This window comes from Geodermatophilus africanus (assembly GCF_900107105.1).
Lineage (GTDB): Bacteria > Actinomycetota > Actinomycetes > Mycobacteriales > Geodermatophilaceae > Geodermatophilus > Geodermatophilus africanus.
On record NZ_FNOT01000015.1, the window covers coordinates 93,724 to 115,002 of the forward strand.

Annotated in this window: 22 protein-coding genes and 2 pseudogenes; 16 read left to right on the forward strand and 8 right to left on the reverse strand. The window is 74.8% G+C overall.

Annotated features, from left to right (window positions below):
* The first annotated feature begins 17 nt into the window (after nucleotides 1-17).
* Both BLW63_RS21215 and BLW63_RS21220 read left to right on the forward strand, forming a co-directional pair.
* On the forward strand, nucleotides 18-1,748 hold the full coding sequence (locus BLW63_RS21215) for a glycerol-3-phosphate dehydrogenase/oxidase (RefSeq protein ID WP_091160683.1): 1,731 nt from the start codon (nucleotides 18-20) through the stop codon (nucleotides 1,746-1,748).
* A gap of 268 nt (nucleotides 1,749-2,016) precedes the next feature.
* Nucleotides 2,017-3,105, forward strand: coding sequence for a M20 family metallopeptidase (locus BLW63_RS21220; RefSeq protein WP_170856893.1), 1,089 nt, complete (start codon nucleotides 2,017-2,019; stop codon nucleotides 3,103-3,105).
* Nucleotides 3,106-3,124: 19 nt separating this feature from the next.
* Here the strand turns inward: BLW63_RS21220 and BLW63_RS21225 are convergent, their stop codons facing one another.
* Nucleotides 3,125-4,006, reverse strand: coding sequence for a diguanylate cyclase domain-containing protein (locus BLW63_RS21225; protein WP_244522708.1), 882 nt, complete (start codon nucleotides 4,004-4,006; stop codon nucleotides 3,125-3,127).
* Nucleotides 4,007-4,151: 145 nt separating this feature from the next.
* Between BLW63_RS21225 and BLW63_RS21230 the strand changes: the two genes are divergently transcribed.
* Together BLW63_RS21230 and BLW63_RS21235 are read left to right on the forward strand one after the other, a co-directional pair.
* On the forward strand, nucleotides 4,152-5,087 hold the full coding sequence (locus BLW63_RS21230; RefSeq protein WP_211517215.1) for a hydroxymethylglutaryl-CoA lyase: 936 nt from the start codon (nucleotides 4,152-4,154) through the stop codon (nucleotides 5,085-5,087).
* Between the two features lie 40 nt (nucleotides 5,088-5,127).
* Nucleotides 5,128-5,643: a flavin reductase family protein gene (locus tag BLW63_RS21235; protein WP_091160689.1), complete on the forward strand. Its 516-nt coding sequence runs from the start codon at nucleotides 5,128-5,130 to the stop codon at nucleotides 5,641-5,643.
* Between the two features lie 11 nt (nucleotides 5,644-5,654).
* Here the strand turns inward: BLW63_RS21235 and BLW63_RS21240 are convergent, their stop codons facing one another.
* A complete protein-coding gene (locus tag BLW63_RS21240) occupies nucleotides 5,655-7,955 on the reverse strand; it encodes a SpoIIE family protein phosphatase (protein ID WP_244522709.1) in 2,301 nt (766 codons plus the stop codon).
* Between the two features lie 148 nt (nucleotides 7,956-8,103).
* Here BLW63_RS21240 and BLW63_RS21245 point away from each other — a divergent pair, with 148 nt between their 5' ends.
* Nucleotides 8,104-8,856: a hypothetical protein gene (locus tag BLW63_RS21245; protein ID WP_091160751.1), complete on the forward strand. Its 753-nt coding sequence runs from the start codon at nucleotides 8,104-8,106 to the stop codon at nucleotides 8,854-8,856.
* Nucleotides 8,857-8,994: 138 nt separating this feature from the next.
* Here BLW63_RS21245 and BLW63_RS21250 read toward each other — a convergent pair whose 3' ends face one another.
* Both BLW63_RS21250 and BLW63_RS21255 read right to left on the reverse strand, forming a co-directional pair.
* Entirely contained in the window at nucleotides 8,995-9,420 is a 426-nt protein-coding gene (locus tag BLW63_RS21250) for a hypothetical protein (protein ID WP_091160694.1), read from the reverse strand.
* Nucleotides 9,413-9,778, reverse strand: a complete 366-nt coding sequence (locus BLW63_RS21255) for a hypothetical protein (protein WP_091160697.1) — start codon at nucleotides 9,776-9,778, stop codon at nucleotides 9,413-9,415. The genes BLW63_RS21250 and BLW63_RS21255 overlap by 8 nt, the downstream gene beginning before the upstream one ends.
* Nucleotides 9,779-9,908: 130 nt before the next feature.
* Between BLW63_RS21255 and BLW63_RS29050 the strand changes: the two are divergent.
* From BLW63_RS29050 to BLW63_RS29060, 3 genes and pseudogenes are all read left to right on the forward strand, one after another.
* A pseudogene (locus tag BLW63_RS29050) lies at nucleotides 9,909-10,109 on the forward strand (hypothetical protein); the annotation flags it as partial.
* Nucleotides 10,110-10,191: 82 nt separating this feature from the next.
* Nucleotides 10,192-10,290: pseudogene (locus BLW63_RS29055) on the forward strand (PaaX family transcriptional regulator C-terminal domain-containing protein); the annotation flags it as partial.
* The gene (locus BLW63_RS29060) at nucleotides 10,290-10,607 is read left to right on the forward strand and encodes a PaaX family transcriptional regulator C-terminal domain-containing protein (RefSeq protein WP_425284252.1); all 318 of its coding nucleotides are present in this window, start codon (nucleotides 10,290-10,292) and stop codon (nucleotides 10,605-10,607) included. The pseudogene BLW63_RS29055 and the gene BLW63_RS29060, both read left to right, overlap by 1 nt.
* Here BLW63_RS29060 and BLW63_RS21265 read toward each other — a convergent pair.
* Entirely contained in the window at nucleotides 10,577-11,569 is a 993-nt protein-coding gene (locus BLW63_RS21265) for an aldo/keto reductase (RefSeq protein WP_091160703.1), read from the reverse strand. The genes BLW63_RS29060 and BLW63_RS21265 overlap by 31 nt on opposite strands.
* 124 nt (nucleotides 11,570-11,693) lie before the next feature.
* Here BLW63_RS21265 and BLW63_RS21270 point away from each other — a divergent pair, with 124 nt between their 5' ends.
* The 4 genes from BLW63_RS21270 to BLW63_RS21285 are packed head-to-tail and all read left to right on the forward strand — an operon-like array spanning nucleotide 11,694 to nucleotide 15,407.
* Nucleotides 11,694-12,644 carry a siderophore ABC transporter substrate-binding protein gene (locus tag BLW63_RS21270; RefSeq protein ID WP_091160705.1) on the forward strand — a complete coding sequence of 317 codons (951 nt, stop codon included), beginning with the start codon at nucleotides 11,694-11,696 and terminating at the stop codon, nucleotides 12,642-12,644.
* Nucleotides 12,645-12,649: 5 nt separating this feature from the next.
* Nucleotides 12,650-13,672 (forward strand): ABC transporter permease, encoded by a 1,023-nt coding sequence (locus BLW63_RS21275; protein WP_091160753.1) that lies wholly within the window; start codon nucleotides 12,650-12,652, stop codon nucleotides 13,670-13,672.
* Nucleotides 13,672-14,652 carry an iron chelate uptake ABC transporter family permease subunit gene (locus BLW63_RS21280; RefSeq protein WP_091160708.1) on the forward strand — a complete coding sequence of 327 codons (981 nt, stop codon included), beginning with the start codon at nucleotides 13,672-13,674 and terminating at the stop codon, nucleotides 14,650-14,652. The genes BLW63_RS21275 and BLW63_RS21280 overlap by 1 nt, the downstream gene beginning before the upstream one ends.
* Nucleotides 14,649-15,407 carry an iron ABC transporter ATP-binding protein gene (locus tag BLW63_RS21285; protein ID WP_091160710.1) on the forward strand — a complete coding sequence of 253 codons (759 nt, stop codon included), beginning with the start codon at nucleotides 14,649-14,651 and terminating at the stop codon, nucleotides 15,405-15,407. Before BLW63_RS21280 ends, BLW63_RS21285 begins: the two co-directional genes overlap by 4 nt.
* 34 nt (nucleotides 15,408-15,441) lie before the next feature.
* Here BLW63_RS21285 and BLW63_RS21290 read toward each other — a convergent pair whose 3' ends face one another.
* Nucleotides 15,442-16,569 carry a response regulator transcription factor gene (locus BLW63_RS21290; protein ID WP_091160711.1) on the reverse strand — a complete coding sequence of 376 codons (1,128 nt, stop codon included), beginning with the start codon at nucleotides 16,567-16,569 and terminating at the stop codon, nucleotides 15,442-15,444.
* 154 nt (nucleotides 16,570-16,723) lie between these two features.
* Here BLW63_RS21290 and BLW63_RS21295 point away from each other — a divergent pair, with 154 nt between their 5' ends.
* The 3 genes from BLW63_RS21295 to BLW63_RS21305 all read left to right on the forward strand — a co-directional run bounded on the left by BLW63_RS21295 (nucleotide 16,724) and on the right by BLW63_RS21305 (nucleotide 19,509).
* Nucleotides 16,724-17,059, forward strand: a complete 336-nt coding sequence (locus BLW63_RS21295; protein ID WP_139263711.1) for a DUF6616 family protein — start codon at nucleotides 16,724-16,726, stop codon at nucleotides 17,057-17,059.
* A 119-nt stretch (nucleotides 17,060-17,178) separates the two neighbouring features.
* The gene (locus BLW63_RS27495) at nucleotides 17,179-17,703 is read left to right on the forward strand and encodes a DoxX family protein (RefSeq protein WP_211517216.1); all 525 of its coding nucleotides are present in this window, start codon (nucleotides 17,179-17,181) and stop codon (nucleotides 17,701-17,703) included.
* Nucleotides 17,704-18,009: 306 nt separating this feature from the next.
* Nucleotides 18,010-19,509, forward strand: a complete 1,500-nt coding sequence (locus BLW63_RS21305; protein WP_170856894.1) for an HNH endonuclease signature motif containing protein — start codon at nucleotides 18,010-18,012, stop codon at nucleotides 19,507-19,509.
* A gap of 67 nt (nucleotides 19,510-19,576) precedes the next feature.
* On the opposite strand, the gene BLW63_RS21310 is transcribed toward BLW63_RS21305, so the two are convergent.
* Together BLW63_RS21310 and BLW63_RS21315 are read right to left on the reverse strand one after the other, a co-directional pair.
* Complete coding sequence (locus BLW63_RS21310) at nucleotides 19,577-19,915, reverse strand: DUF1330 domain-containing protein (RefSeq protein WP_091160719.1); 339 nt, start codon at nucleotides 19,913-19,915, stop codon at nucleotides 19,577-19,579.
* Nucleotides 19,912-20,280, reverse strand: coding sequence for a nuclear transport factor 2 family protein (locus BLW63_RS21315; protein ID WP_091160721.1), 369 nt, complete (start codon nucleotides 20,278-20,280; stop codon nucleotides 19,912-19,914). Before BLW63_RS21315 ends, BLW63_RS21310 begins: the two co-directional genes overlap by 4 nt.
* 157 nt (nucleotides 20,281-20,437) lie before the next feature.
* Here BLW63_RS21315 and BLW63_RS21320 point away from each other — a divergent pair, with 157 nt between their 5' ends.
* Nucleotides 20,438-21,229 carry a helix-turn-helix domain-containing protein gene (locus BLW63_RS21320; RefSeq protein ID WP_091160723.1) on the forward strand — a complete coding sequence of 264 codons (792 nt, stop codon included), beginning with the start codon at nucleotides 20,438-20,440 and terminating at the stop codon, nucleotides 21,227-21,229.
* The last annotated feature ends 50 nt before the right edge of the window (nucleotides 21,230-21,279 follow it).

The window sequence follows — 21,279 nt, forward strand, 5'->3', positions numbered from 1 at the left end:
CCGCCTGAGGAGTCGGCATGCCGGTAGTCCCCGCACTCGGTCCCGAACAGCGCGCACGAGCCTGGGCCGAGCTGGCCGAACAACCCTTCGAGGTCCTGGTCGTCGGTGCCGGCGTGACCGGCAGCGGCGTCGCGCTCGACGCGGCTACCCGGGGCCTGCGGACGGCGCTGGTCGAGGCCCGCGACTTCGCCAGCGGCACCTCCTCCCGCTCCTCGAAGCTGTTCCACGGCGGCCTGCGCTACCTGGAGCAGTTCGACTTCACCCTGGTCCGCGAGGCGCTGCACGAGCGCGACCTCTCCGTCACCCGGATCGCGCCGCACCTGGTCAAGCCGGTGCCGTTCCTCTACCCGCTGGAGCACCGGGTGTGGGAGCGGCCCTACGTCACCGCCGGCCTGGTCCTCTACGACCAGCTGGCCCGCCTCGGCGCGCTGTCCACGCCGATGCCCCGGCACAAGCACCTCAGCCGCCGCGGCGCCCGGCAGCTGTTCCCCGCGCTCAAGCCCGACGCGCTCGTCGGCGCCATCCGCTACTACGACGCGCAGGCCGACGACGCCCGGCACACCCTCAGCGTCGCCCGCACCGCCGCCGCCTACGGGGCGACCGTGCTGAACTCCGCCGAGGTGGTGGCCTTCCACCACGCCGGCGGCCGGGTCACCGGGGTGCGGGTGCGCGACGTGGAGACCGGTGCCGAGGTCGACGTGCAGGCCGAGGTCGTCGTCAACGCCACCGGCGTGTGGACCGACGACATCCAGACCCTGGTCGGCGGGCGCGGCCGGTTCCACGTGCGGGCCAGCAAGGGCGTGCACATCGTCGTCCCCCGCGACCGGATCAACGGCGAGGCCGGGCTGATCCTGCGCACTGAGAAGTCGGTGCTGTTCGTGATCCCCTGGGGCAGCCACTGGATCGTCGGGACGACGGACACCGACTGGACGCTGGACAAGGCACACCCGGCGGCGTCCCGGGCCGACATCGACTACATCCTCGAGCACGTCAACCAGGTGCTCGCCGTCCCGCTGAGCCACGACGACATCACCGGCGTCTACGCCGGGCTGCGCCCGCTGCTGTCCGGCGAGTCGGAGCAGACCAGCCAGCTGTCCCGCGAGCACGCGGTCGCCCGGCCGATGCCGGGGGTGGTCGCGGTGGCCGGCGGCAAGTACACGACCTACCGGCCGATGGCGGCCGACGCGGTGGACGCCGTCGCCGACGACGTCACGCGGTCCGTGCCGCCGAGCGTCACCGAGAACATCCCGCTGGTCGGCGCCGAGGGCTACCACGCGATGGTCAACCAGCTGCACGGGCTGAGCGAGCGCTGGGGCATCCCGCACTTCCGCGCCGAGCACCTGCTCAACCGCTACGGCTCGGAGACCCCCGAGGTGCTCGGGCTGGCCGCCGACGACCGCTCGCTGCTCGAGCCGGTGCCCGGCGCCGAGGAGTACCTGATGGTCGAGATGGTCTGGGGTGCCTCCCACGAGGGGGCGCTGCACCTCGACGACCTGCTGGCCCGGCGCACCCGGATCTCGATCGAGACCCCGCACCGCGGCATGGACAGCGCCGAGCCGGTGGCCCGGGCCGTCGCCGGGGTCCTCGGCTGGGACGAGCAGCGGATCGCCAACGAGGTGCAGAGCTACGCCGCCCGGGTGGAGGCCGAGCGCCGCTCGCAGACCGAGCCCAGTGACCAGGAGGCCGACGCGGTCCGCGTGGCCGCCCCGGACACCCGCGCCGTCGCGGTGGGCCGCGCGCTCGTGTGATCTGCGGTCCTCCGGACCGCCCCGCGGTGACATCGCGGTCCTCCGGACCGCACCGCGGCCAACGGCCGTCCCCGGCTGCCGTGGAGCCACTGCCCGTGTCCCGGTCGGGAGACCCTGCGGGCCCCCGCGACCGGGTCCACCCCGGCTCGGTGCCGTCACCGGCTCCGGAGGACCTGTCGCCCGGTGACGTCCCGGCCTGCGCTGGGCTCGACGCTTCCCCAAGCCGCGGCGGGGTGCCGTCCCGGCACGGCGGGGGCAGGATCGGACCATGACGGCCCCTGCTCTGGACCCGGTGGCGCTCGTGCGGGAGCTGGTGCGCCGCCCCACCGTCTCCGGCGACGCCATCGCGCAGCGCGACGCCCTCGGCGTCCTCACCGACGTGCTGCGCGAACGCGCTGCGCACCTGCAGGTCAGCGAGGGCCGCGACCGCGACCACCCCTGGACCCTGCTGCGGACGCCGGCCGACCCCGACCGCCGGCACCTGCTGCTCGCCTGCCACGTCGACACGGTGCCCGCCGCCGACCCGTCCGCGTGGCAGCGCGACCCCTTCGACGCCGACCTGGACGGCGGCCGGGTCTGGGGCCGCGGCGGCAGCGACATGAAGGCGGGCGTGGTCGCCGCGGCGGCCGCGCTCGCCGCCGCTGACCCGGGGACGCCGGTGGCGCTGCTGCTGACCAGCGACGAGGAGATCGGCTCCAAGGGAGCAGCCGCGGCAGCCGCGGCCGTCGCCGAGCTGCCCGTGGGCGCGGTCGTCGTCCCGGAGGCCACCGGGAATCAGGTGGTCCTCGGCCACAAGGGGGCGCTGTGGCTCGCCGTCCGGACCGCCGGCCGGGCCGCACACGGCAGCACGCCCGAGCGCGGGCACAACGCGGTGCTGGACCTCGCCGCGCTGCTCGGCCGCGTCGGCGGAGCGCTGCCACTGCGCAGCGACCCCTTCCTCGGCACCGAGACGTGGAACCCCGGCGTCGTCGCGGGCGGCACCGTGCCCAACGTCGTCCCCGACCGCGCCGAGGTGGTCGTCGACCAGCGCACCGTGGCCGCCGGCGACGAGCTGCTGGCCTGGTGGCGGGCGCAGCCGGAGGTCGCCGACGTCGAGGTGCGGGTGGACCTGCCGCCGGTGGTGACCCCCGCCGACGACCCGTGGGTGGCCTCGCTGGGGGCACCGGTGCTGTCCACGCCGGCGACCTACTTCACCGACGCCTCGGTGCTCGTGCAGGTCGTCGGCGGCGCCCCGATCGTGGTCTGGGGGCCGGGCACCCCGGCGGTCATGCACGCCGTCGACGAGTACGTGGAACTCGACGAGCTGGAGCAGGCCGCGGCCGCCTTCACCGACGTCGTCACCCGCTGGGCCGGCTGAGGCCCGGGAGGGTCCTTCCTCAGCCGCGCCGGGCGGCCTTGTCGACGTACATCGCGTCGTCGGCCTCCCGCACCAGCGCCCCGAACGCCCGCTCCGGGTCGATGCCGCCCTCGACGGTCCCGATCCCGATGCTGAGCGACAGCGGCAGGACCAGCCCGCCGCTCAGCCGCAGCGGCTCGCCCACCCGCTCTCGCAGCCGCGCGGCGAGGGCCTCGGCGTCGGCGCGCCCGCTGTTCTCGCAGACGACGCTGAACTCGTCGCCGCCGACGCGCGCCGCGGTGTCGCTGGCGCGCAGCACCGAGGTCAGCCGTTCGGCGAAGGCGATCAGCACGGCGTCGCCGACGGGGTGGCCGTGGACGTCGTTGATCGCCTTGAAGCCGTCGAGGTCGACGCCCAGCAGGCTGGTCGGCGTCCGTTCGCGCCGCCCCCGCTCCAGGGCGTGCTGCAGCCGGTCGGTGAACAGTGCCCGGTTGGGCAGCCCGGTCAGCGGGTCGTGCAGCGACCGGTGCACCAGCGCGGCCTCGAGGTCCTTGCGCTCGGTGATGTCCTCGAAGATGGCCACCACGTGCGGCGGGTCGCCCTCCGGGGACTCCGGCACCCAGGACGACGTGACCTGTACCGGCACCACACCGCCGTCCCGCCGGACCACCCGGGTCTCGTGGCGCATCATCCGGCGGCGGGACAGCAGCTCGGCGAAGGCCTCCTGGGTCGCCGCACGGTCGTCGGGGTGGACGAGCCCGAGCACCGAGCTGCCGTAGAGGTCGTCGGCCGACCGCCCGATCATCGCGACGAAGGCCGGGTTCACGTCGACCAGCAGGCCGGCCGGGGTGGCCAGGACGATGCCCATGGGCGCATTGGCGAACGCGCTCCGGCGATCCGCCGGGGGGAGCGTGTCCGCCATGTCCGTCACCTGCCACCTCCGTGCCGAACATCCTGCGCCGACAGGGCCTCGTCCTGCAGCTTCTCGGCTGGGAGTGTCCCCGGGACGTTCCACGTGGAACCCGCGCCGGGGGAGGATGACACGGGATCGAGCGAGGAGGACCCCCGTGAACGAGTTCGACCTGGTGCTGCCCGCGACGGTGGACGTCCGGGAGGTGGGCATGCGCGACGGCCTGCAACTGGAGGCGCCGGTGCCCCTGGACGGCAAGCTGGCGATGCTCGAGGCCCTCGTGGCCACCGGCGTCCGCCGGATCGAGGTGACCTCCTTCGTCTCGCCCCGGGCCGTGCCCGCGCTGGCCGACGCCGACCAGCTGGCCGCCGAGCTGCACGCCTTCGACGGCGTGCTGTTCTCCGCCCTGGTCGCCAACGCCCGTGGGGCCACCCGGGCGGTGGACGCCGGCGTCGCCGACCTGGAGTACGTGGTGTCCGCCTCCGACGGGCACAGCCGGGCCAACGCCGGCCGCAGCACCGCCGAGGCGGTCGCGGCCGTCGGCGAGATCGCCGGCCTGGCGCACGGCACCGGCGGGTCGCTGGAGGTGGTGATCGCCACCGCCTGGGACTGCCCCTTCGACGGCCGCACCCCGATCCCCCGCACCGTGGACGTCGCCCGCGCCGCGGTCACCGCCGGCGCCGACCGGTTGTGCCTGGGCGACACGATCGGCACCACCACCCCGATGCGGGTCGTGCAGCTGCTCGACGCCGTCCGCCGGGCCTGCCCGGGCACCGACGTCGGCGTGCACTTCCACGACACCCGCGGCACCGGGCAGGCCAACGCGCTGGCCGCCGTGCAGGCGGGGGTGACCCAGCTGGACTCCTCGGTCGGCGGTCTCGGCGGCTGCCCGTTCGCGCCCGGCGCGAGCGGCAACATCGCCACCGAGGAGCTGGTCTACATGCTCGAGGAGTCCGGCGTGCGCACCGGGCTGGACCTCGACGCCGTGCTCGCCGCCGCCCGGGTCGCCGAGGAGGCCGTGGGGCGGCCGCTGCCCAGCTCGCTGTACCGGGCCGGCGGCCGCTCGGTGCCCCGTCCGGCCGCCGTCGGGTGACGCCGCCGGGAGACCCGCGCGCCCGTGGTTGGGTGGCGGCATGAGCCAGCCGCCGTCCGGTGCCGGGGCGGTCGACCCCGGCACCATGCGCGACGTCCTCGGTCACTTCGCCTCGGGCGTCACCGTGGTCACCGCCCAGGGGGACGACGGGCCGATCGGCTTCACCTGCCAGTCCTTCAGCTCGCTGTCGCTGGAGCCGCCGCTGGTGGTCATCGCACCCGCGCGCACCTCGCGCACCTGGCCGCAGCTGCGCGACATCGGCCGCTTCTGCGTCAACGTGCTCGCCGAGGACCAGGTCACGCTGTCGGCGCAGTTCGCCCGCTCGAACGCCGACAAGTTCGCCGGGGTGTCCTGGCGCCCGAGCCCGCTGGACCAGCCGGTGCTCGACGACGTCGTGGCCTGGATCGACTGCGAGCTCTGGGCCGAGTACGACGGCGGCGACCACACGCTCGTCGCCGCCCGGGTGCTCGACCTCGGCGCGGACCCCGGACGGCGGCCGCTGCTGTTCCACCGCGGCGCCTACGGCCTGCTGGAGCCCCGCGGGGCCGAGGGGTAGGCGGGCCCGGCCTAGCAGAACCGGACGGCGATCATCGCGACGTCGTCCCGCCCGTCGAGGGAGCCGGCGACCGCGGCGTCGCACAGTGCGCGCGGGCCCGACCCGGCCGGGGTGGCGACCAGCCGGTCGACCAGTTCGGCGATGCCCTCGTCGAGGTCGGTGCCCGGTCGCTCGATCAGCCCGTCGGTGTAGGCCAGCAGCGTGGCGTCGCGCGGCAGGTCGATCGACGTGGACCGCCGGGGCCGGCTGCCGTCGACGCCGATCAGCAGGCCGGTCACCTCGTCGAGCACCTCGACCTCGCCGCCGGCCGTGCGCAGCAGCGGCGGCGGGTGGCCGGCGCTGGCCAGCGTCAGTCGCCACGGCGCGCCCTCGCCGGCCGGGGGCACCGCGCGGGCGTAGACGATCGTGGCCATCGAGGCCACGCCCAGGCCCTGCACCAGCCGGTCCACCCGCGCGAGGACGACGCCGGGGTCGGGGTCGGGTGCCTCCCAGGCGCACGCCCGGATCAGCCCGCGCAGGTGCCCCATCGCCGCGGCGGCCGCGATGTCGTGCCCGACGACGTCGCCGATCACCACGCCGATGGACCCGTCGGGCAGGTGCAGCAGGTCGTAGAAGTCCCCGCCCACGTCGGCCGCCGTCGAGGCGCTGACGTAGTGGGCGGCCGACTCGACCCCGGGGATGGCGGGGAGCTCGGGCAGCAGCGAGCGCTGCAGCGTGTCGGCGACGGTGTGCTCCTGCTGGTAGAGGCGCACGTTGTCCATCGCGAGCGCGGCCCGGCGGGCGAGGTCCTCGGCGAGGTCGACGTCCTCCTGGTCGAAGGGCCGCTCGGTGTGGGCGCGGGCCAGCAGGATGGCGCCGCGGGTGCGCCGGCGGGCGACCATGGGGACGGCGAGCAGCGACCGCATCCCCAGCCGCTCGGCGGCCTGGCGGGTGGCCTCGGAGCTGAACAGGTCGTCGACGTGGGTGCCGGCCTGCTGGACGAGCACCGGCCGGGACGTCGCGATGCTGCGGCGGGTCGGCGAGCTCTCCGGCAGGTGCCCGACGTGCTGGGTGGCCAGCACCCGCAGCTCCTCCTCGAGCCCGTCGCGGTGCCGGGAGGCGGTCTCGCGGACGGCTCCGTCGTCGTCGACCAGGCAGATGAACACCCAGTCGGCGAGCAGTGGCACGCAGAGCCGGGACAGCCGGTCGAGGAGGTCGGTCAGGTCGAGCGTGGCGATCAGCGTGCTCGTCGCCTCGGCCATCAGCGCCAGCCGGCCCTGCATGCGCTCGGCGTCCGCGCGCGCCCGCTCGGCGTCGGCCTGCGCCCGCTCGGCGGTCGCACGGGCCAGCTCGGCCTCCCGTCGGGCGGCCTGCTCGGCGGCGAACGCCGCCTCCCGCTCGCGCTCGCCCCGCACCCGCTCGGTGACGTCGGTCTGCACGCCGACGAAGCTGACCAGCTCGCCCGCGCCGTCGAAGACCGGGCTGATCGAGAGCTGGTTCCAGAAGGCCGTGCCGTCCTTGCGGTAGTTGAGGAGGGTCGTGGTGACCGCCCGCCGCTCGTCGAGCGCGGCGCGGATCCCCGCGATGGCCGCCGGGTCGGTGGCCGGCCCCTGCAGGAACCGGCAGTTGCGGCCGACGGCCTCGTCGCCGTAGCCGGTGATCCGCGAGAACGAGGGGTTGACCCAGATCAGCGGGTTGTCCGGCTGGCGGGGGTCGGTGATGATGAAGGCGATGTCGGTGGCCACGACCGCCCGCTCCCGCAGCGCCTGCAGCTGGTCCTCGGCGGCGTCGGCGCCGCCGGCCTCCACCTCGAGGAAGACGACCAGGGACAGGTGCTCGTCGCCGTCGGGCCGCGACAGGGGGAAGCCGGTGACCCACAGCAGCCGGTCGGGGCGGGCGTCGGCGTCCGGGGCGGGCGGGCCGTCGGCGCGCGGGCCCGATGCCATCCGCACCGCCTCGCCGGTGACCGGGAGGCCCTGGGCGACGAGGGACAGCGGGCCGGACGTGCTGGCCAGCGGCTGCCCGCCCAGGTCGGTGAGACCGACGGAGGCGCCCCAGGTGTCGATGTCGACGGGGAGGCGGACGTTGCCCGCCAGCTCCACCGCGGCGGTGTTGGCGTAGGTGACGGCCCCGGCGCCGCGGTCGATGACCAGCACCGCCACCGGCACGTCGGCCAGCACCCCCGGCAGCGCCTTCGAGGCGCTGGCGGGGGTGCTGGCCTGCTCGACCACGGCGGTGGCAGCGGTGACGAGGCCGGCCTCCTCGCGGCCCACCACGGCGTCAGGCCGCTGGACGAGGATGGAGTCCCGCGGACGGTCGCGCTCGGCCGGCACGCGACGACAGTAACCACGCGGCGGCGCGGTCGGCCACCACGGGTCACCCGTCTGACCAGCGGTTGCGGGATCGCAGGTGTGGGCGGCCGCCCGCCGGGAACCCCCTGGCCGGGGCACGCCGTTCCCCGACCGGAGGGAGACGATCGCCATGGGACTGCTCGACCGGCTCTTCGGCCGCCGCCGGCCTGACCACGACCGGTACCGCGACGCGGGGTACTGGCAGGCCGCGCCGCAGCACGCGGGGGACCAGGCGCCGCCCCCGCCCCCGCCGCCGCAGGGCGGGGCGCCCACCGACCAGCAGGCGGTCGAGCGCTACCGCTACCTGCTGCGCACCGCGCCGCCGGACCAGATCGAGGAGGCGCACGCGGAGGCCTTCGCCCAGCTCACGCCGCAGCAGCGTCAGGAGGTGCTGGTGCAGCTGGCCGCCGCGGTGCCCTCGTCGGAGCGGCCGCGGTCGGACGACCCGCGCTCCCTCGCCCGGGCGGCCACCCGCGCGGAGGTGCGCCAGCCGGGGACGCTGGAGCGCGCCTTCGGCGGCGGCGGCTTGGGAGGTGGTCCCGGGTACGGTCCCGGGTACGGCGGCGGCTACGGCCCCGGGTACGGCCGGGGCTACGGCGGGGCGGGCTTCGGCAGCACGCTCGGCGCCAGCCTGCTGGGCACCGTCGGCGGCCTGGTGGTCGGCACGGCGGTCGCCGACGCGTTGTTCGACACCGGCCTCGGCGACGGCGGGCTGTTCGGCGGCGGGGACGAGGAGGCCTACGCGCAGGGCCACGAGGACGGCGCCGGCGCTGACGGTGACTACGGCGGCGACCCGGGTGGTGACCTCGCCGGTGGCGCGGACCCGGGCGGCGACTTCGGTGGCGGCGACTTCGGTGGGGACTTCGGCGGCGGGGAGTTCTAGGAGGACCCCGCGTCCCTCCGTCCCTCGCAGGCTCGGGACGGGCCCCTGACGCGGGGCCGTTCCAGCGCGTCACCAGGCTCGCGGCGGGACCCTGCAGGGAGGCCGTTCCCCGCCTCACCACTCAGGACGGGGTCCCCGTCAGGGCGAGGGCGTCCGCGTGGCGCGGCGCAGGTAGAGCAGCCCGACGACGGGCAGCACCAGCGGGATGAACAGGTAGCCGCGGCCGTAGCCCGACCACACGGTCTCGTCGGGGAAGGCCGCTCGGTCCACCAGTGACAGCGTGCCCACCACGAGCACGCCGACCAGCTCGACGGTGATGGCGACCAGCGCGACCCGGCGTCCCCCGCGGGCCAGGGCCACGGTGGCGACGACGTAGACGGCCGCGGCCAGGGCGGAGAGCAGGTAGGCGACCGGCGCCTCGGCGAACCGGGTCGACAGCTGGACGGCGGCCCGCGCGCCGGCGGCCAGCGCGAAGACGCCGTACACCGCGACCAGCACCCGGCCGGGCCCGCCGGCAGCGGCGGGCTGCCCGCCCGCCGGCCGGTCCCCCGTCGTCTCAGCCACCCGTCGCCTCCCACAGCTCCTGCAGCCGCCAGACCATCACGCCCACGGCCCCGGCCGCCACGGCGAGCACGGTGCCCGCCCAGCGGCTGGGCTCGGTCCGCGCCCACAGTGCCCCGGCGATCGGCAGCAGCACGATCCCGGCCAGGTAGCCGAGGAAGGTCGGGGTGTCGGCCAGGCGCTCCTCGCCCAGCAGCAGGACGACGGCGATCCCCGCCTGGACCAGCAGCAGCAGCTCCAGCAGCGCGGCACCCCACAGGTGCAGCAGGCCGATCCGCCGGTGGGCGAGGGTCGAGGCGACCCCGGCCAGGGCGAGCAGCCCGGCGACGACGGTCACCGCGACCACCAGCGGGACGATCACCGGGCGGACCCCGTGGCGACAGTGGCGGGCACGGGTGCCATCCTCGCGCGCGGAGGGGGAACGGGCCGGTCATCGCCCGGGCTGCTCACCACGCGGGTGCGTCGAGACCAGGGCGCACCGGGAGGCTGCCATGACCGTCCGCGACCTCGTCGTCGACCTCTTCACCGAGCACCTCGACGCCGTGACCGACCGGCCCGTGCGCCTCCGGTCGCTGGTGGACCTCCTCCCGGCCCTCGACGTCGCCGAGCCCACGACGCGGATGACCACCGCGGCGCTGCGCCACGCCGGCTGGCTCGGCGCCATCCGCAGCGGACGGGAGAACCGCTACGCCCTGACCGAGGAGCGGCGCGGCGCGGTCCGCCGGGCCGGGCCGGCTCGACGAGCGGCTCGGCCCGTGGGGCGGCCACTGGCGCATGGTCGTCTACACCGTCCCGGAGACCGACCGGTCGGCGCGCGAACGGGTCCGCCGGACCCTCGCCCGGCACGGCTTCGGGCCGCTGGCCCCCGCGACGTGGCTCTCCCCGCACCGCTGCGCGCTCGACGACGTGCGCACCGAGCTGGCCGGCGAGCCGCTGGGCCGGCTGGACCTGCGGACGGCGCGGCAGCGCTGGCGGCCCACCTGCGGGGGCTGGCCGCCGTCCGCCGGGTCGGTGCCGCCGACCCGCTGCTGCCCGCGGACCTGCGCCCGGCGGGCTGGCCGGGGCCGGAGATGCGGGCGACCTGGGCGGAGCTCGGCGACCGGCTGCGGGCACCGGCCCGGGAGCAGGTCGCCGCCGTCCTGGACCGACCGGGCCCCTCTCAGCGGTGCACGCTGGACATGTCCGGGTAGCGGTCCCCCGCCGTGGCCCCCACGGGAGCGGCCTGGTCCAGCCGGCCCAGGTCGTCGTCGGTGAGCCGGACGTCGGCCGCGGCGGAGTTCTCCTCGAGGTAGGCGACCCGCTTGGTGCCCGGTATCGGCACGATGACCGGACCGCCGTCGCGGCCGCTCTGTGCCATCACCCAGGCCAGCGCGAGCTGGCCGGCGGTCACGCCCTTCTCGTCGGCGATCTCGCGGACCCGGTCGACCAGCTCCAGGTTCCTGGCGAAGTTCTCCCCCTGGAAGCGCGGGTTGGCCCGGCGGTAGTCGCCGGGGGCCAGGTCGTCGACGCTGCGGATCTGCCCGGACAGGAAACCGCGGCCGAGCGGCGAGTAGGCGACGAAGCCGATGCCGAGCTCGGCGCAGGTGGCCAGGACGCCGTCGTCCTCGGGGTCGCGGCTCCACAGCGAGTACTCGGTCTGGACGGCGGTCACCGGGTGCACCGCGTGCGCCCGGCGGATGGTCTCCGGCGCGGCCTCGGAGATGCCGGCGTGCCGCACCTTGCCGGCCTCGACCAGCTCCCGCAGCGCCCCCCACGTGTCCTCCACCGGGACGGCGGTGTCGACGCGGTGCTGGTAGTAGAGGTCGAGGACGTCGACGCCCAGCCGTTGCAGCGAGGCGTCGCACGCGCGGCGCACGTAGTCGGGCCGGCCGTTGATGCCGAGGAACGAGCCGTCCTCCCCACGCTCGTTGCCGAACTTGGTGGCGAGCACGACCTCGTCGCGCCGGCCGGCGATCGCACGACCGACCAGCCGCTCGTTGATGAAGGGGCCGTACATGTCGGCGGTGTCGAGGAAGGTGACGCCGAGGTCCAGGGCCCGCTGGATGGTGCGCTCGGCCTCCGCCTCGTCGCCGGTGCCGTAGAACTCGCTCATCCCCATGCAGCCCAGCCCCTGGGCCGGGACGGTCAGCCGCCCCAGTCTGCGTGTCTCCATGGGTGTTCCCCTGCCCGTGTCCCCGCAGTCCCAACCGGTACTCCGGGGGGCAGTTGACACCTGCAACGGACCGTGTGGCAGGTTAGGCATGCCTCACTTAGCCAAGCCTCACCTCAGGAGCACCATGCGCACGCAGGCCCGGCCGCTGGCCGCCCTCTCCCTCACCGTGGCCACCGCCCTGGCCGTCAGCGCCTGCAGCGGCAGTGGGGACACCACCGCGGAGGCGGCCTCGGAGTCCGCCGAGGTCACCGTCACCCACGCGCAGGGCGAGACCGCCGTCCCGGCCGACCCGCAGACCGTCGTCGTCTTCGACGTCGGCGTCCTGTCGACCCTCGACAGCCTGGGCGTCGAGGTCGCCGGCGTGCCGGAGGCGACCTACCCGGAGTCGATGGCGCAGTACTCCGGCGACGAGTACGCGAAGGTCGGCTCGCTGTTCGAGCCCGACTACGAGGCGGTCAACGCCCTCGAGCCGGACCTGGTCATCGTCGGCGGGCGCTCGGCCGCGGTGTACCCCGAGCTCGCCGAGATCGCGCCCACCATCGACCTGACCGTCGACAACCAGGACTTCCTGGCCTCCTTCGCCGAGCGCACCACCACGCTCGGCGAGGTGTTCGGCGAGCAGGCCGCCGTCGCCGAGCGGCTGGCCGCCGTCGAGCAGCGGGCCGCCGAGGTGAGGACGGCCGCCGAGGGCGCCGGCGACGCGCTCTTCGTCATGACCAGCGCTGGGGAGGTCAGCGCCTACGGCCCCGAGACCCGGTTCGGCCTGGTCTACGAGGAACTGGGACTGACCCCGGCCGACGAGGGCCTCACCGCCGCCGACCACGGCGACGCCATCTCCTTCGAGTACCTCGCCGAGAACGACCCCGACGTCCTGCTGGTCCTCGACCGCGACGCCGCGATCGGCGAGTCCGGTCAGGCCGCGGCACAGGTGCTGGACAACGACCTGGTCCGCGGGACGACCGCCTGGCAGAACGACGACGTCCACTACCTGGACTCGACGGTCTGGTACATCGCGCCGAACGGCCTGCCGTCGGTCGAGCAGATGGTCGAGGAAGTCGGCGCGGCGGTCGAGTGACCCCGGTGACCAGTACGGACGAACGACGCAGCGGCGCCGCACCCACCCGAGTGCGGCGCCGTGGTGTGCAGCGCCGGCACGTCGCCGCCGCGCTGGCGGCCCTGGTGCTCGCCTCGTTCGCGTCGCTGTTCATCGGGGTCGGCGACCTGACGCCGGGCGACGTGCTCGACCCCGACGCGGCGCAGGCGCGGGTGTTGTGGACCAGCCGGGTGCCCCGGCTGCTGGCGATCCTGCTGGCCGGGTCGGCGATGGCGGTGGCCGGGCTGGTGATGATGCACCTGACGCGCAACCGGTTCGTCTCCCCGCAGACCGCCGGGACGACGGAGTGGGTGGGCCTGGGCATCGTCGTCGCCACGCTGTGGCTCGGCGGCACGTCGGTGCTCGGCAAGATGGCGATCGGCATGCTGTTCGCGCTGGTCGGTAACGGGTTCTTCGTCTGGCTGCTGCAGCGACTGGTGCTCACCGACATCGTGGTGGTCCCGCTGGTCGGCATCCTGCTCGGCGGCGTGGTGAGCGCGGCGACGACCTTCCTGGCCTACCGCTTTGACCTGCTGCAGTCGATGGACGCCTGGGTGAACGGGGACTTCTCCGGCGTCCTCGCCGGCCGCTACGAACTGCTCTGGCTCGTGCTGGCCGCCACCGTGGTCGCCTACCTGTGGGCCGACCGCTTCTCCGTCGCCGGCATGGGGGAGAGCTTCGCGGTCAACCTGGGCGTCGCCTACACCCGGGTCGTCTTGGTCGGCCTGGCCATCGCGTCGATCGTGACCGCGATCGTCGTGGTCAGCGTCGGGTCGATCCCGTTCCTCGGCCTCGTCGTCCCCAACCTGGTCACCCTGGCGATGGGCGACAACCTGCGCCGGGTGCTGCCGGTGACCGCGCTGACCGGCGCGGCGTTCGTGCTGATCTGCGACGTGCTGGCCCGCACCATCCGGTACCCGTACGAGGTGCCCGTCGGCATGGTCGGCGGCGTCGTCGGCGGCGTGCTGTTCGTCTGGTTGCTGCTGCGGGCCCGGAGGCGGGCCCTCTGATGACCGCCGTCCTCACCGCGCCGCAGCGGGCCGCCCGCCGCCGGCGCACGCTGGTCGTCCTCGCCGTCCTCACGCTGGTCGTCGTCGCCGCGTTCCTCACCGTCGACGTGACCGGCTCCTGGGACTACGCCCTGCAGCAGCGCGGCCGCCGGCTGGCCGCGATGGCCGTCGTCGCCGTGGCCGTCGCGGTCTCCACCGTGCTGTTCCAGACGGTCACCGACAACCGCATCCTCACGCCGGAGATCATGGGGTTCGACCGGCTGTTCGTGCTGATCCAGACCGTCGGCGTCTTCACCCTCGGCGCCGCCACGGTCACCACCGCCGACCCGCGGCTGCGCTTCGCGGTCGAGGTGGTCGTGCTGATCGGCTTCGGCGCGCTCCTCTACCGGTCCCTGTTCGGCCGTACCGAGCGCGACGTGTACGTGCTGGTGCTGCTCGGCGTCGTGCTCGGCTCGACGTTCACCAGCCTCACCCTCCTGGTGTCCCGGCTGATCGACCCCAACGAGTTCCTCACCCTGCAGGACCTGCTGTTCGCCAGCTTCAACTCCGTCGACCGGCAGATGCTCGCCCTGTCCGCGGTCCTCGTCGCGGTGGTCACCGCCGGCGTGTGGCGGCTGCTCCCCCGGCTGGACGTCGTCGCGCTCGGCCGGGACACCGCGGTCGGCCTGGGCGTCGAGCACCGGCGGGTGGTCAACCGGGCGCTGCTGGCGGTCGCCGTCCTCGTCGCCGTCGCCACCGCGCTGGTCGGGCCGATCACCTTCCTCGGCCTGCTGGTGGCCAACCTGGCCCGCCAGCTGCTGGGCACCCACCGGCACGCCTGGGTGCTGCCCGGCGCCGCCCTGCTGGCGCTGCTCGCGCTGGTCGGCGGGCAGCTGGTCCTCGAGCAGGTGTTCGGCTTCAACTCCAGCCTCAGCATCGTCGTCAATTTCGTGGGCGGGATCGTCTTCATCTCGCTCCTGATCAGAGAGCCCCGCCAGTGATCGAGATCGAGTCCGTGACCAAGTCCTACGGCGACGTCCGCGTGCTGGACGACGTCTCGCTGACGATCCCGACCGGTGGCATCACCTCGCTGGTCGGCGCCAACGGGGCGGGCAAGTCCACGCTGCTGTCGGTCGCCGCGCGGCTGGTCCCGGCCGACGGCGGCCGGGTGCGCGTCGACGGGATGGACGTCGCGACGGCGCCGGGTCCGGTGCTCGCCCGGCGGCTGGGGGTGCTGCGCCAGGAGAACGCGATGTCGGTGCGGCTGACCGTGCGCGAGCTGGTCGCCTTCGGCCGCTTCCCGCACTCGGGGGGCCGGCTCACCGCGGAGGACCACCGGCTGGTCGACGAGGCGATGGCGTGGTTCGAGCTCGGCCCGCTGGCCGACCGGCACCTCGACCAGCTCTCGGGCGGGCAGCGGCAGCGCGCCTACGTGGCGATGGTGATGTGCCAGGGCACCGACCACGTGCTGCTCGACGAGCCGCTGAACAACCTCGACATGCGGCACGCCGTCCAGATGATGCGGATGCTGCGCGGCATGGCCGACGAGCTCGGGCGCACCGTCGTCCTCGTCGTCCACGACGTCAACGTGGCCTCCTGCTACTCCGACCGGATCGTCGCCATGCGGGAGGGCCGGCTGGTCGCCGAGGGCCCGACGGCGGAGCTGATGACACCGGAGCTGCTGCGCAAGGTGTTCGACGTCGAGGTCGAGGTGCACGAGCTGGCCGGACGGCGGATCGGCGTCCCCTGGTCGTGAGTCGCCCCGGGGCGCGGTGGCCGGGTCGCGGCCGTCAGCGAGGGGCGGGCCGAAAACACCCGGAGGGGGTGAGCGCGGAACCGAGCCGAGGCGCGTACTGGTCGAGGAAGATCCGGGAAACCAGTTCCCGGCGGCTGCGCACGCCCGACTTGTCGAAGATCGACTTGAGGTGGTCCTGGACCGTGTAGGGGGACAGGTACAGCCTCCGCGCGATTTCCTGCGTGTCGGCGCCCCGCAGCGCGTGGGTGACGATGTCGCACTCGCGCTCGGTGAGGCCGAAGGCCGCGGCCACCAGCGACACGACGTCCGGCGGGCATGCCTCCTCGACGGTGAGGACGACATCGCGCCCACCGGCCGTCGTGCCCGCCAGCGGAGCCGCGTGCACGACGAGGAACTGACCCGACGGCGCGCGCACGCGCAGCCGTGGCGGCACGGCCGAGCGCCCGGCGGCGAATGCCCGAGCCGCGGCGACGACCGAGAGCAGCGGTAGCGGGAGGACGCTCCCGGGAGCCCCGCCGAGCTCGGCGAGCCGTCGCTCCCCTGCGGCGGTGAGCTGCGCGAGCCGGTCGTCGGCACCGACGACGAGGACCGCGGGTCCGGTCGATGACTCGGCGTCCGAAGCCGTCGACGCGACGAGCGCAGCACGCAACCCGCCACCGATCAGCGTCGCGACGTGACCGACGAGCGCCGCCTCATCAGGGCTGAAGCCGGTCGCGCCGGACGGGCGGAAGACCGCGAGCAGGCCCCAGCCCGCGCCCCCGGAACGGAACACCGACCGCAGCTCGTGGGCCTGGCCGAACTGCGGCACGAGCAGCTCTCGCCAGCGTGCGCTGCGTTCCGGCCGACCACCGGTGTCGAGGTCGAGTACGCCGACCGGGCACGGGCGGTGTACGAGGTCCCGGAACAGGTTGACGTCGTCGACCTCGTACTCGAACCGGGCGACCTCGGAGTCCAGGTGATCGGGCAGTCCGACCTTGAACGTCCTGGTCACCAGACCGGTCGCGGGATCGGTCATCGCCAGGCAGCCGAGGTCGTGCGGCACCGCACCGCCGAGGACGTCCAGCGCGTCCCACGCGAACGAGTCGAGCGGCCCGCCCGCTCGGGCGAGGCTCGACAGGGACCGCTGCAGCCGCTCGGCGCGCGCCGCGGACATGCTCGCCATGCTCGTCCTGCGCCGGGCGAGCGGGAAGTCCCGGCGTCGCGGGGTCGCGGAACGGCGGCGGACGGCGAGAACCCAGATCTCTGGGATGGCCGCGCGCGACACCCGCGCGGTCTCCTCGACGTCGATCCACCCACCCGTCGAGGAGGAGAGACCGATGAGGATTTACGTCGAACAATGGCGACCGGGGCCGGCGTGGCTCGAGCTCGACGCCGAGCAGCGCACCACCTTCGTGAAGGCCGTCGGCCCGGATCTGCAGGAGGTCCTCGACCGAGGTGCCGACCTCGTCGCACTCGGCCCGGCCGATCCGGCCACCGCGCACAGCGGTGAGCCGCAGTACTTCGCGGTCTGGCGCTTCCCGGACCTCGACCTCGTCCAGCTGTTCGAGCGCCGGATCGAGGGAGCGGGCTGGTACGAGTACTTCGACCAGACCAACCTCGGCGGCGAGATCGTCGACCTGGACGTCCTCCTCGAGCAGCTCGTCGCGGCCTGAACCGGCTGCGTCGCGGAGGGGGCCGAGCCGCTCCGTCCTCCCCGCCCCCGGCCGGTGGCTGCCGCGCCCCGGGGGCCGATCTCCTGCACCACCCCAACCCACCTCACCCAGGAGTCGTCATGACCTTCATGGCCGTGCTCGCCGCCGTCACCCTGCTCGCCGCCGCCCTTCCCACCGCGCGCCGCCGTCGCCCGTTGCGCGACGCCGCCCGCATCGGAATGGCCGGCGCCATGGTCTTCGCCGGGATCTCCCACTGGCTCATGCCCGTCCCGTTCGTCCAGCACGTGCCGCCGTTCGTCCCCTTCCCGGAGGCGGTGGTGCTCCTGTCCGGCGTCGTCGAGGTCGCGCTGGGCGCGGCGCTGCTCGGGCCGCGGCAGTGGCGCCGTCCGGCCGGGATCGTCCTCGCGGCTTACCTGGTCGCGGTCTTCCCAGCGAACGTCTACGTCGCGGTCGCGGCCGTGGACGTGCAGGGGCAGCCCGACGGCTGGTACTCCTGGCTCCGGCTGCCCCTGCAGGCACTGTTCATCGCGTGGGCCCTCTGGAGCACCGGCCGGTCCGGGCCGACCCGGCCAGCCGGGAACGCTGTCCGGGCCGGCGCGGAGCCGGGTGGCCGCGCCGTCCACCCGGTGCCGCCCCGACGGTGACGACGCCGCACCCGCTGGAGGGACACGGAGACGCCGGGTCCCTCCAGCGCCCCGGGGCCCGGACGGCGTCCCGCAGCCGTGGATGGAGCTGCGCTCACCCGCGTGCGCTGACCCTGCGGCGGGTCGGGAGCCGCGTTCCGCTACGTGAGGGAGGGGTGGTTCCGGGTGCATCGCACGAGCCGGTGAAACGGTGCTGCAGCGGGCCCCTGGTTTCGCCATGGCGACTCTCGAAGAGATACCCGGCGAGCACCCGAAGATGTCACTGGTCGAACGTAGGTTCGAGTCGTGCAGGAGGTCGCGGGTCCCGTGTCAGCGGTTGAGCGTGCGCTCGCCGGCTGTCTGGTGGAGCGACCCGCGCCGTTCCGGCGGTTGCCGGTGGCGCTGTTGTCGCGGGAGCAGAAGGCCGCGGAGCTGCAGCGGGTGGCCGTTCTCAAGGCGACGACCGCCGCGTACGAGGCCGAGCTGGTGCTGGGGCTGGCCGACGACAGCCCTGCCGACGACGACCCTGCACCAGGTACGCCGGGGGCGAAGGGGTCCTGGGCGCCGGACTCGCAGTTGCCCGGCGTGTCCAAGTTCTTCACCGCCGAACTCGCGATGGTGCTCAACTGCGGCCGCGGCACGGCGAGCCACCTCGCCCACCGCGCCTGGACCTACCGGTCCCACCTGCCCGCCACCTGGGCGGCCATGGCCGCAGGCGACCTCGACGAGACGCGCGCCAAGGTCCTGGCCGACGTCCTGCAGCACACGTCCCCGGCGGTCGCCCGCGCCATCGAGGGGCGGCTGCTGCCCGAGGCGGCATCCCTGACGACCGGCAGGCTGAGGAAGCGCGCGCTCGCCGAGCTGCTGGAGGCCGACGCCGATGCGGTCGACAAGCGCCGGGAGCAGGCGCAGCGGCAGGCCGACGTGCGCTGCCACCCCTCGCCGCTGGAGGGGATGGGCACGCTGACCGCCGACCTGCCCGCCCCGGTGGCGGCTGCCTGCCACGAGATCGTCGACCAGCTCGCCCGCATGCTCAAGGCCGACGGCGACCCCCGCCCCATCGGGGAACTGCGGGCCGCGGTGCTCGCCGACCTCGTTCAGCGGCCGTGGGACACCGGCCGGCCAGCGGTCACCGCTCACCTGCAGTTGGTCGCCACGCTGTCCGCGCTGGCCGGCCGCTCCGGCGAGCCGGCGGAGGTCAACGGCCTCCCCATCACCATCGGCCGGCTCCACGAGCTGCTCGCCGAGCTCGACGCCCTCGGCCTGCGCACGCCCGAGGGCGGCACGGTCACCCTCGCGCTCACCGACGACGACGGCGCCCTCCGGGCCACCACGCCCCTCGACCAACTGCGCCGTCTGGCCCGCCGCGGCTGCCCCGACCACCCCGACGGCACCTGCGGGTGCTCGGTGCTGGACCGGCCGGCCGAGGTCGACCGCCACGACCCGAGCCGCGCTCAGCAGGCCTTCATCCACACCCGCGACCGCACCTGCCGCTTCCCCACCTGTGGACAGCGCGTCGGCTGGGCCGATGCCGACCACGTCGTCCCTCACGCCCACGGCGGGGCGACCGACTGCGCCAACCTCTGCTGCCTGTGTCGCAGCCACCACCGGCTCAAGACCTTCGCCCGCGGTTGGCGGTTCACCATGAGCGACGACGGCGTCCTCACCGTCACCACCCCGTCGGGAGTCACCCGCACCACCCGGCCACCCGGCATGCGACCACCGGCGGCGACCGACTCGCCCGCCCCGCACGCGGGGTGGGACGACCCCCTGCCCGACGACCCCCTGCCCGACGACCCGCTGCCCGACGACCCGCCGCCCTTCTGACTGAGCACGCGTACGGGTCTGCGGCCCGGGGTCGACGTACCGGCCGCCGACCCCGGGCCGCCCGCGGTCACGACCGCGCCACCAGGACGTCGGTGGCGCGGTGCGGCCCGGTGACGCCCTCCACCAGGACCGCCCAGCCGGTGCTGAACCCGGTCCGGAGGCCGACGATGTCCTGGTAGGCGGCCGACGAGTACCAGGCCCGGGCACCGGCGGCATCCGGGAAGCCGATGACCACCAGGTCGCCGCGCCACGGGCCTTCGACGACCTCGGCACGGGCGCCGTGCACCAGGAACCGACCTCCGAAGGGCTCGAGGGTGGCGTCGATCCGGGCCAGGTACTCGGCGATCCCGGGGCCCACCGTCACCGTCTCGAGGTGCGCGACGGCGTAGGAGCCGTACCCGCTCACTGCTGCGGGACCCGGTCGAGGAAGCCGGCGACGCGGTCGAAGCGGCCGTTCCCGTCGCTGACGGCCACGTCGAACCCGACCACCGGCGGCTCTTCCCCCACCGGGCCCAGCTCCCAGGTGAACCGCACCTGGTCGTGGTGGGCGTCGACCGGCCCGGCGAGCCGGAACACCCAGCCCGCGAACTGCTGCTGCACCGCGGCGATCACCGCGTCGATGCCCTCGTGTCCTCGTACGTCGACCAGCGGGTCGACGTACCGAGCCTCCTCGGTGAAGACCGCCGCGACCGCCCGGTGGCGGGCTTGCGGCTCGGTCTCGTTCCACGCGGCGATGTACCGCTGGACCTGGGTGGTGGTGTCCTCGGGCACGTCCGTCTCCTCGCTGCCGGGTCGGCGCCGGGGTGGCTCCGGCCTGGATCCGAGGCTGCGCGAGGGCGAGGTGGTCCGTCGATGACCCGGCAGGTCATGGACGCCTACCTCCGAGGTAGGTGCTCAGGTGCCCTGGCCGCCCGTAGCGTCCCGGGCCGTGACGGCCACCCCGACCCGCTCGACCTTCGGGCCGCTCCTGCGCCAGTGGCGCACCCGGCGGCGGCTCAGCCAGCTCGACCTGGCCGTCGAGAGCGACGTCTCCGCTCGGCACATCAGCTTCCTGGAGACCGGGCGGTCGCAGCCCAGCCGCGAGATGGTGCTGCGGCTGGCCACCCAGCTCGACGTCCCGCTGCGTGAACGCAACCAGCTGCTGCTCGGGGCCGGCTACGCCCCCGAATACCGCGCTCGCTCGCTCGAGGACCCGGAGATGGCCCCGGTCCGCGCCGCCGTCGATGCGGTGCTGCGGGCTCACGTGCCACACCCGGCCCTCGCCGTCGACCGGCACTGGGACCTGGTCAGCGCCAACGCGGGCGTCGACCTGCTCACTCGCGGGGTCGCGGTGCACCTGCTCGAGCCACCGGTCAACGTGCTGCGGCTGAGCCTGCACCCCGACGGGCTGGCCGGCCGCATCCGGAACCTGGCCGAGTGGCGCGGCCACGTGCTCGGCAGGCTGGCCCGGGAGCTCGCCGTCACCGGCGATCCGCAGACGCGGGCACTGCTGCACGAGCTGGCCGCGCTCCCCGGCGGCCGCAGCCTGGGCGCGACGAACGCCGTCGCCGTGCCCCTGCGGTTGGAGGCCGGCGGGCGGGAGCTGGCGTTCCTCAGCACCGTCACGACCTTCGGCACCGCTGTCGACGTCACTCTCGCCGAGCTGAGCGTCGAGGCCTTCCTGCCCGCCGACGCGGCGACGGCGGAGATCATGGCCGCGCTGGCCGGCAGCGGGCGCTGACCCCCTGAGGGCCCCGCCGTTCCACGTGGAACGACGCTCTGTTGCATCGG

Coding starts and splice junctions, on each gene's coding strand:
- BLW63_RS21220 (WP_170856893.1), top strand. CDS start 2,017: ATGACGGCCCCTGCTCTGGACCCGGTGGCGCTCGTGCGGGAGCTGGTG.
- BLW63_RS21290 (WP_091160711.1), bottom strand. CDS start 16,569: ATGGCGAGCATGTCCGCGGCGCGCGCCGAGCGGCTGCAGCGGTCCCTG.
- BLW63_RS21265 (WP_091160703.1), bottom strand. CDS start 11,569: ATGGAGACACGCAGACTGGGGCGGCTGACCGTCCCGGCCCAGGGGCTG.
- BLW63_RS21225 (WP_244522708.1), bottom strand. CDS start 4,006: ATGGCGGACACGCTCCCCCCGGCGGATCGCCGGAGCGCGTTCGCCAAT.
- BLW63_RS21270 (WP_091160705.1), top strand. CDS start 11,694: ATGCGCACGCAGGCCCGGCCGCTGGCCGCCCTCTCCCTCACCGTGGCC.
- BLW63_RS21215 (WP_091160683.1), top strand. CDS start 18: ATGCCGGTAGTCCCCGCACTCGGTCCCGAACAGCGCGCACGAGCCTGG.
- BLW63_RS21235 (WP_091160689.1), top strand. CDS start 5,128: ATGAGCCAGCCGCCGTCCGGTGCCGGGGCGGTCGACCCCGGCACCATG.
- BLW63_RS21280 (WP_091160708.1), top strand. CDS start 13,672: ATGACCGCCGTCCTCACCGCGCCGCAGCGGGCCGCCCGCCGCCGGCGC.
- BLW63_RS21245 (WP_091160751.1), top strand. CDS start 8,104: ATGGGACTGCTCGACCGGCTCTTCGGCCGCCGCCGGCCTGACCACGAC.
- BLW63_RS27495 (WP_211517216.1), top strand. CDS start 17,179: ATGACCTTCATGGCCGTGCTCGCCGCCGTCACCCTGCTCGCCGCCGCC.
- BLW63_RS21295 (WP_139263711.1), top strand. CDS start 16,724: ATGAGGATTTACGTCGAACAATGGCGACCGGGGCCGGCGTGGCTCGAG.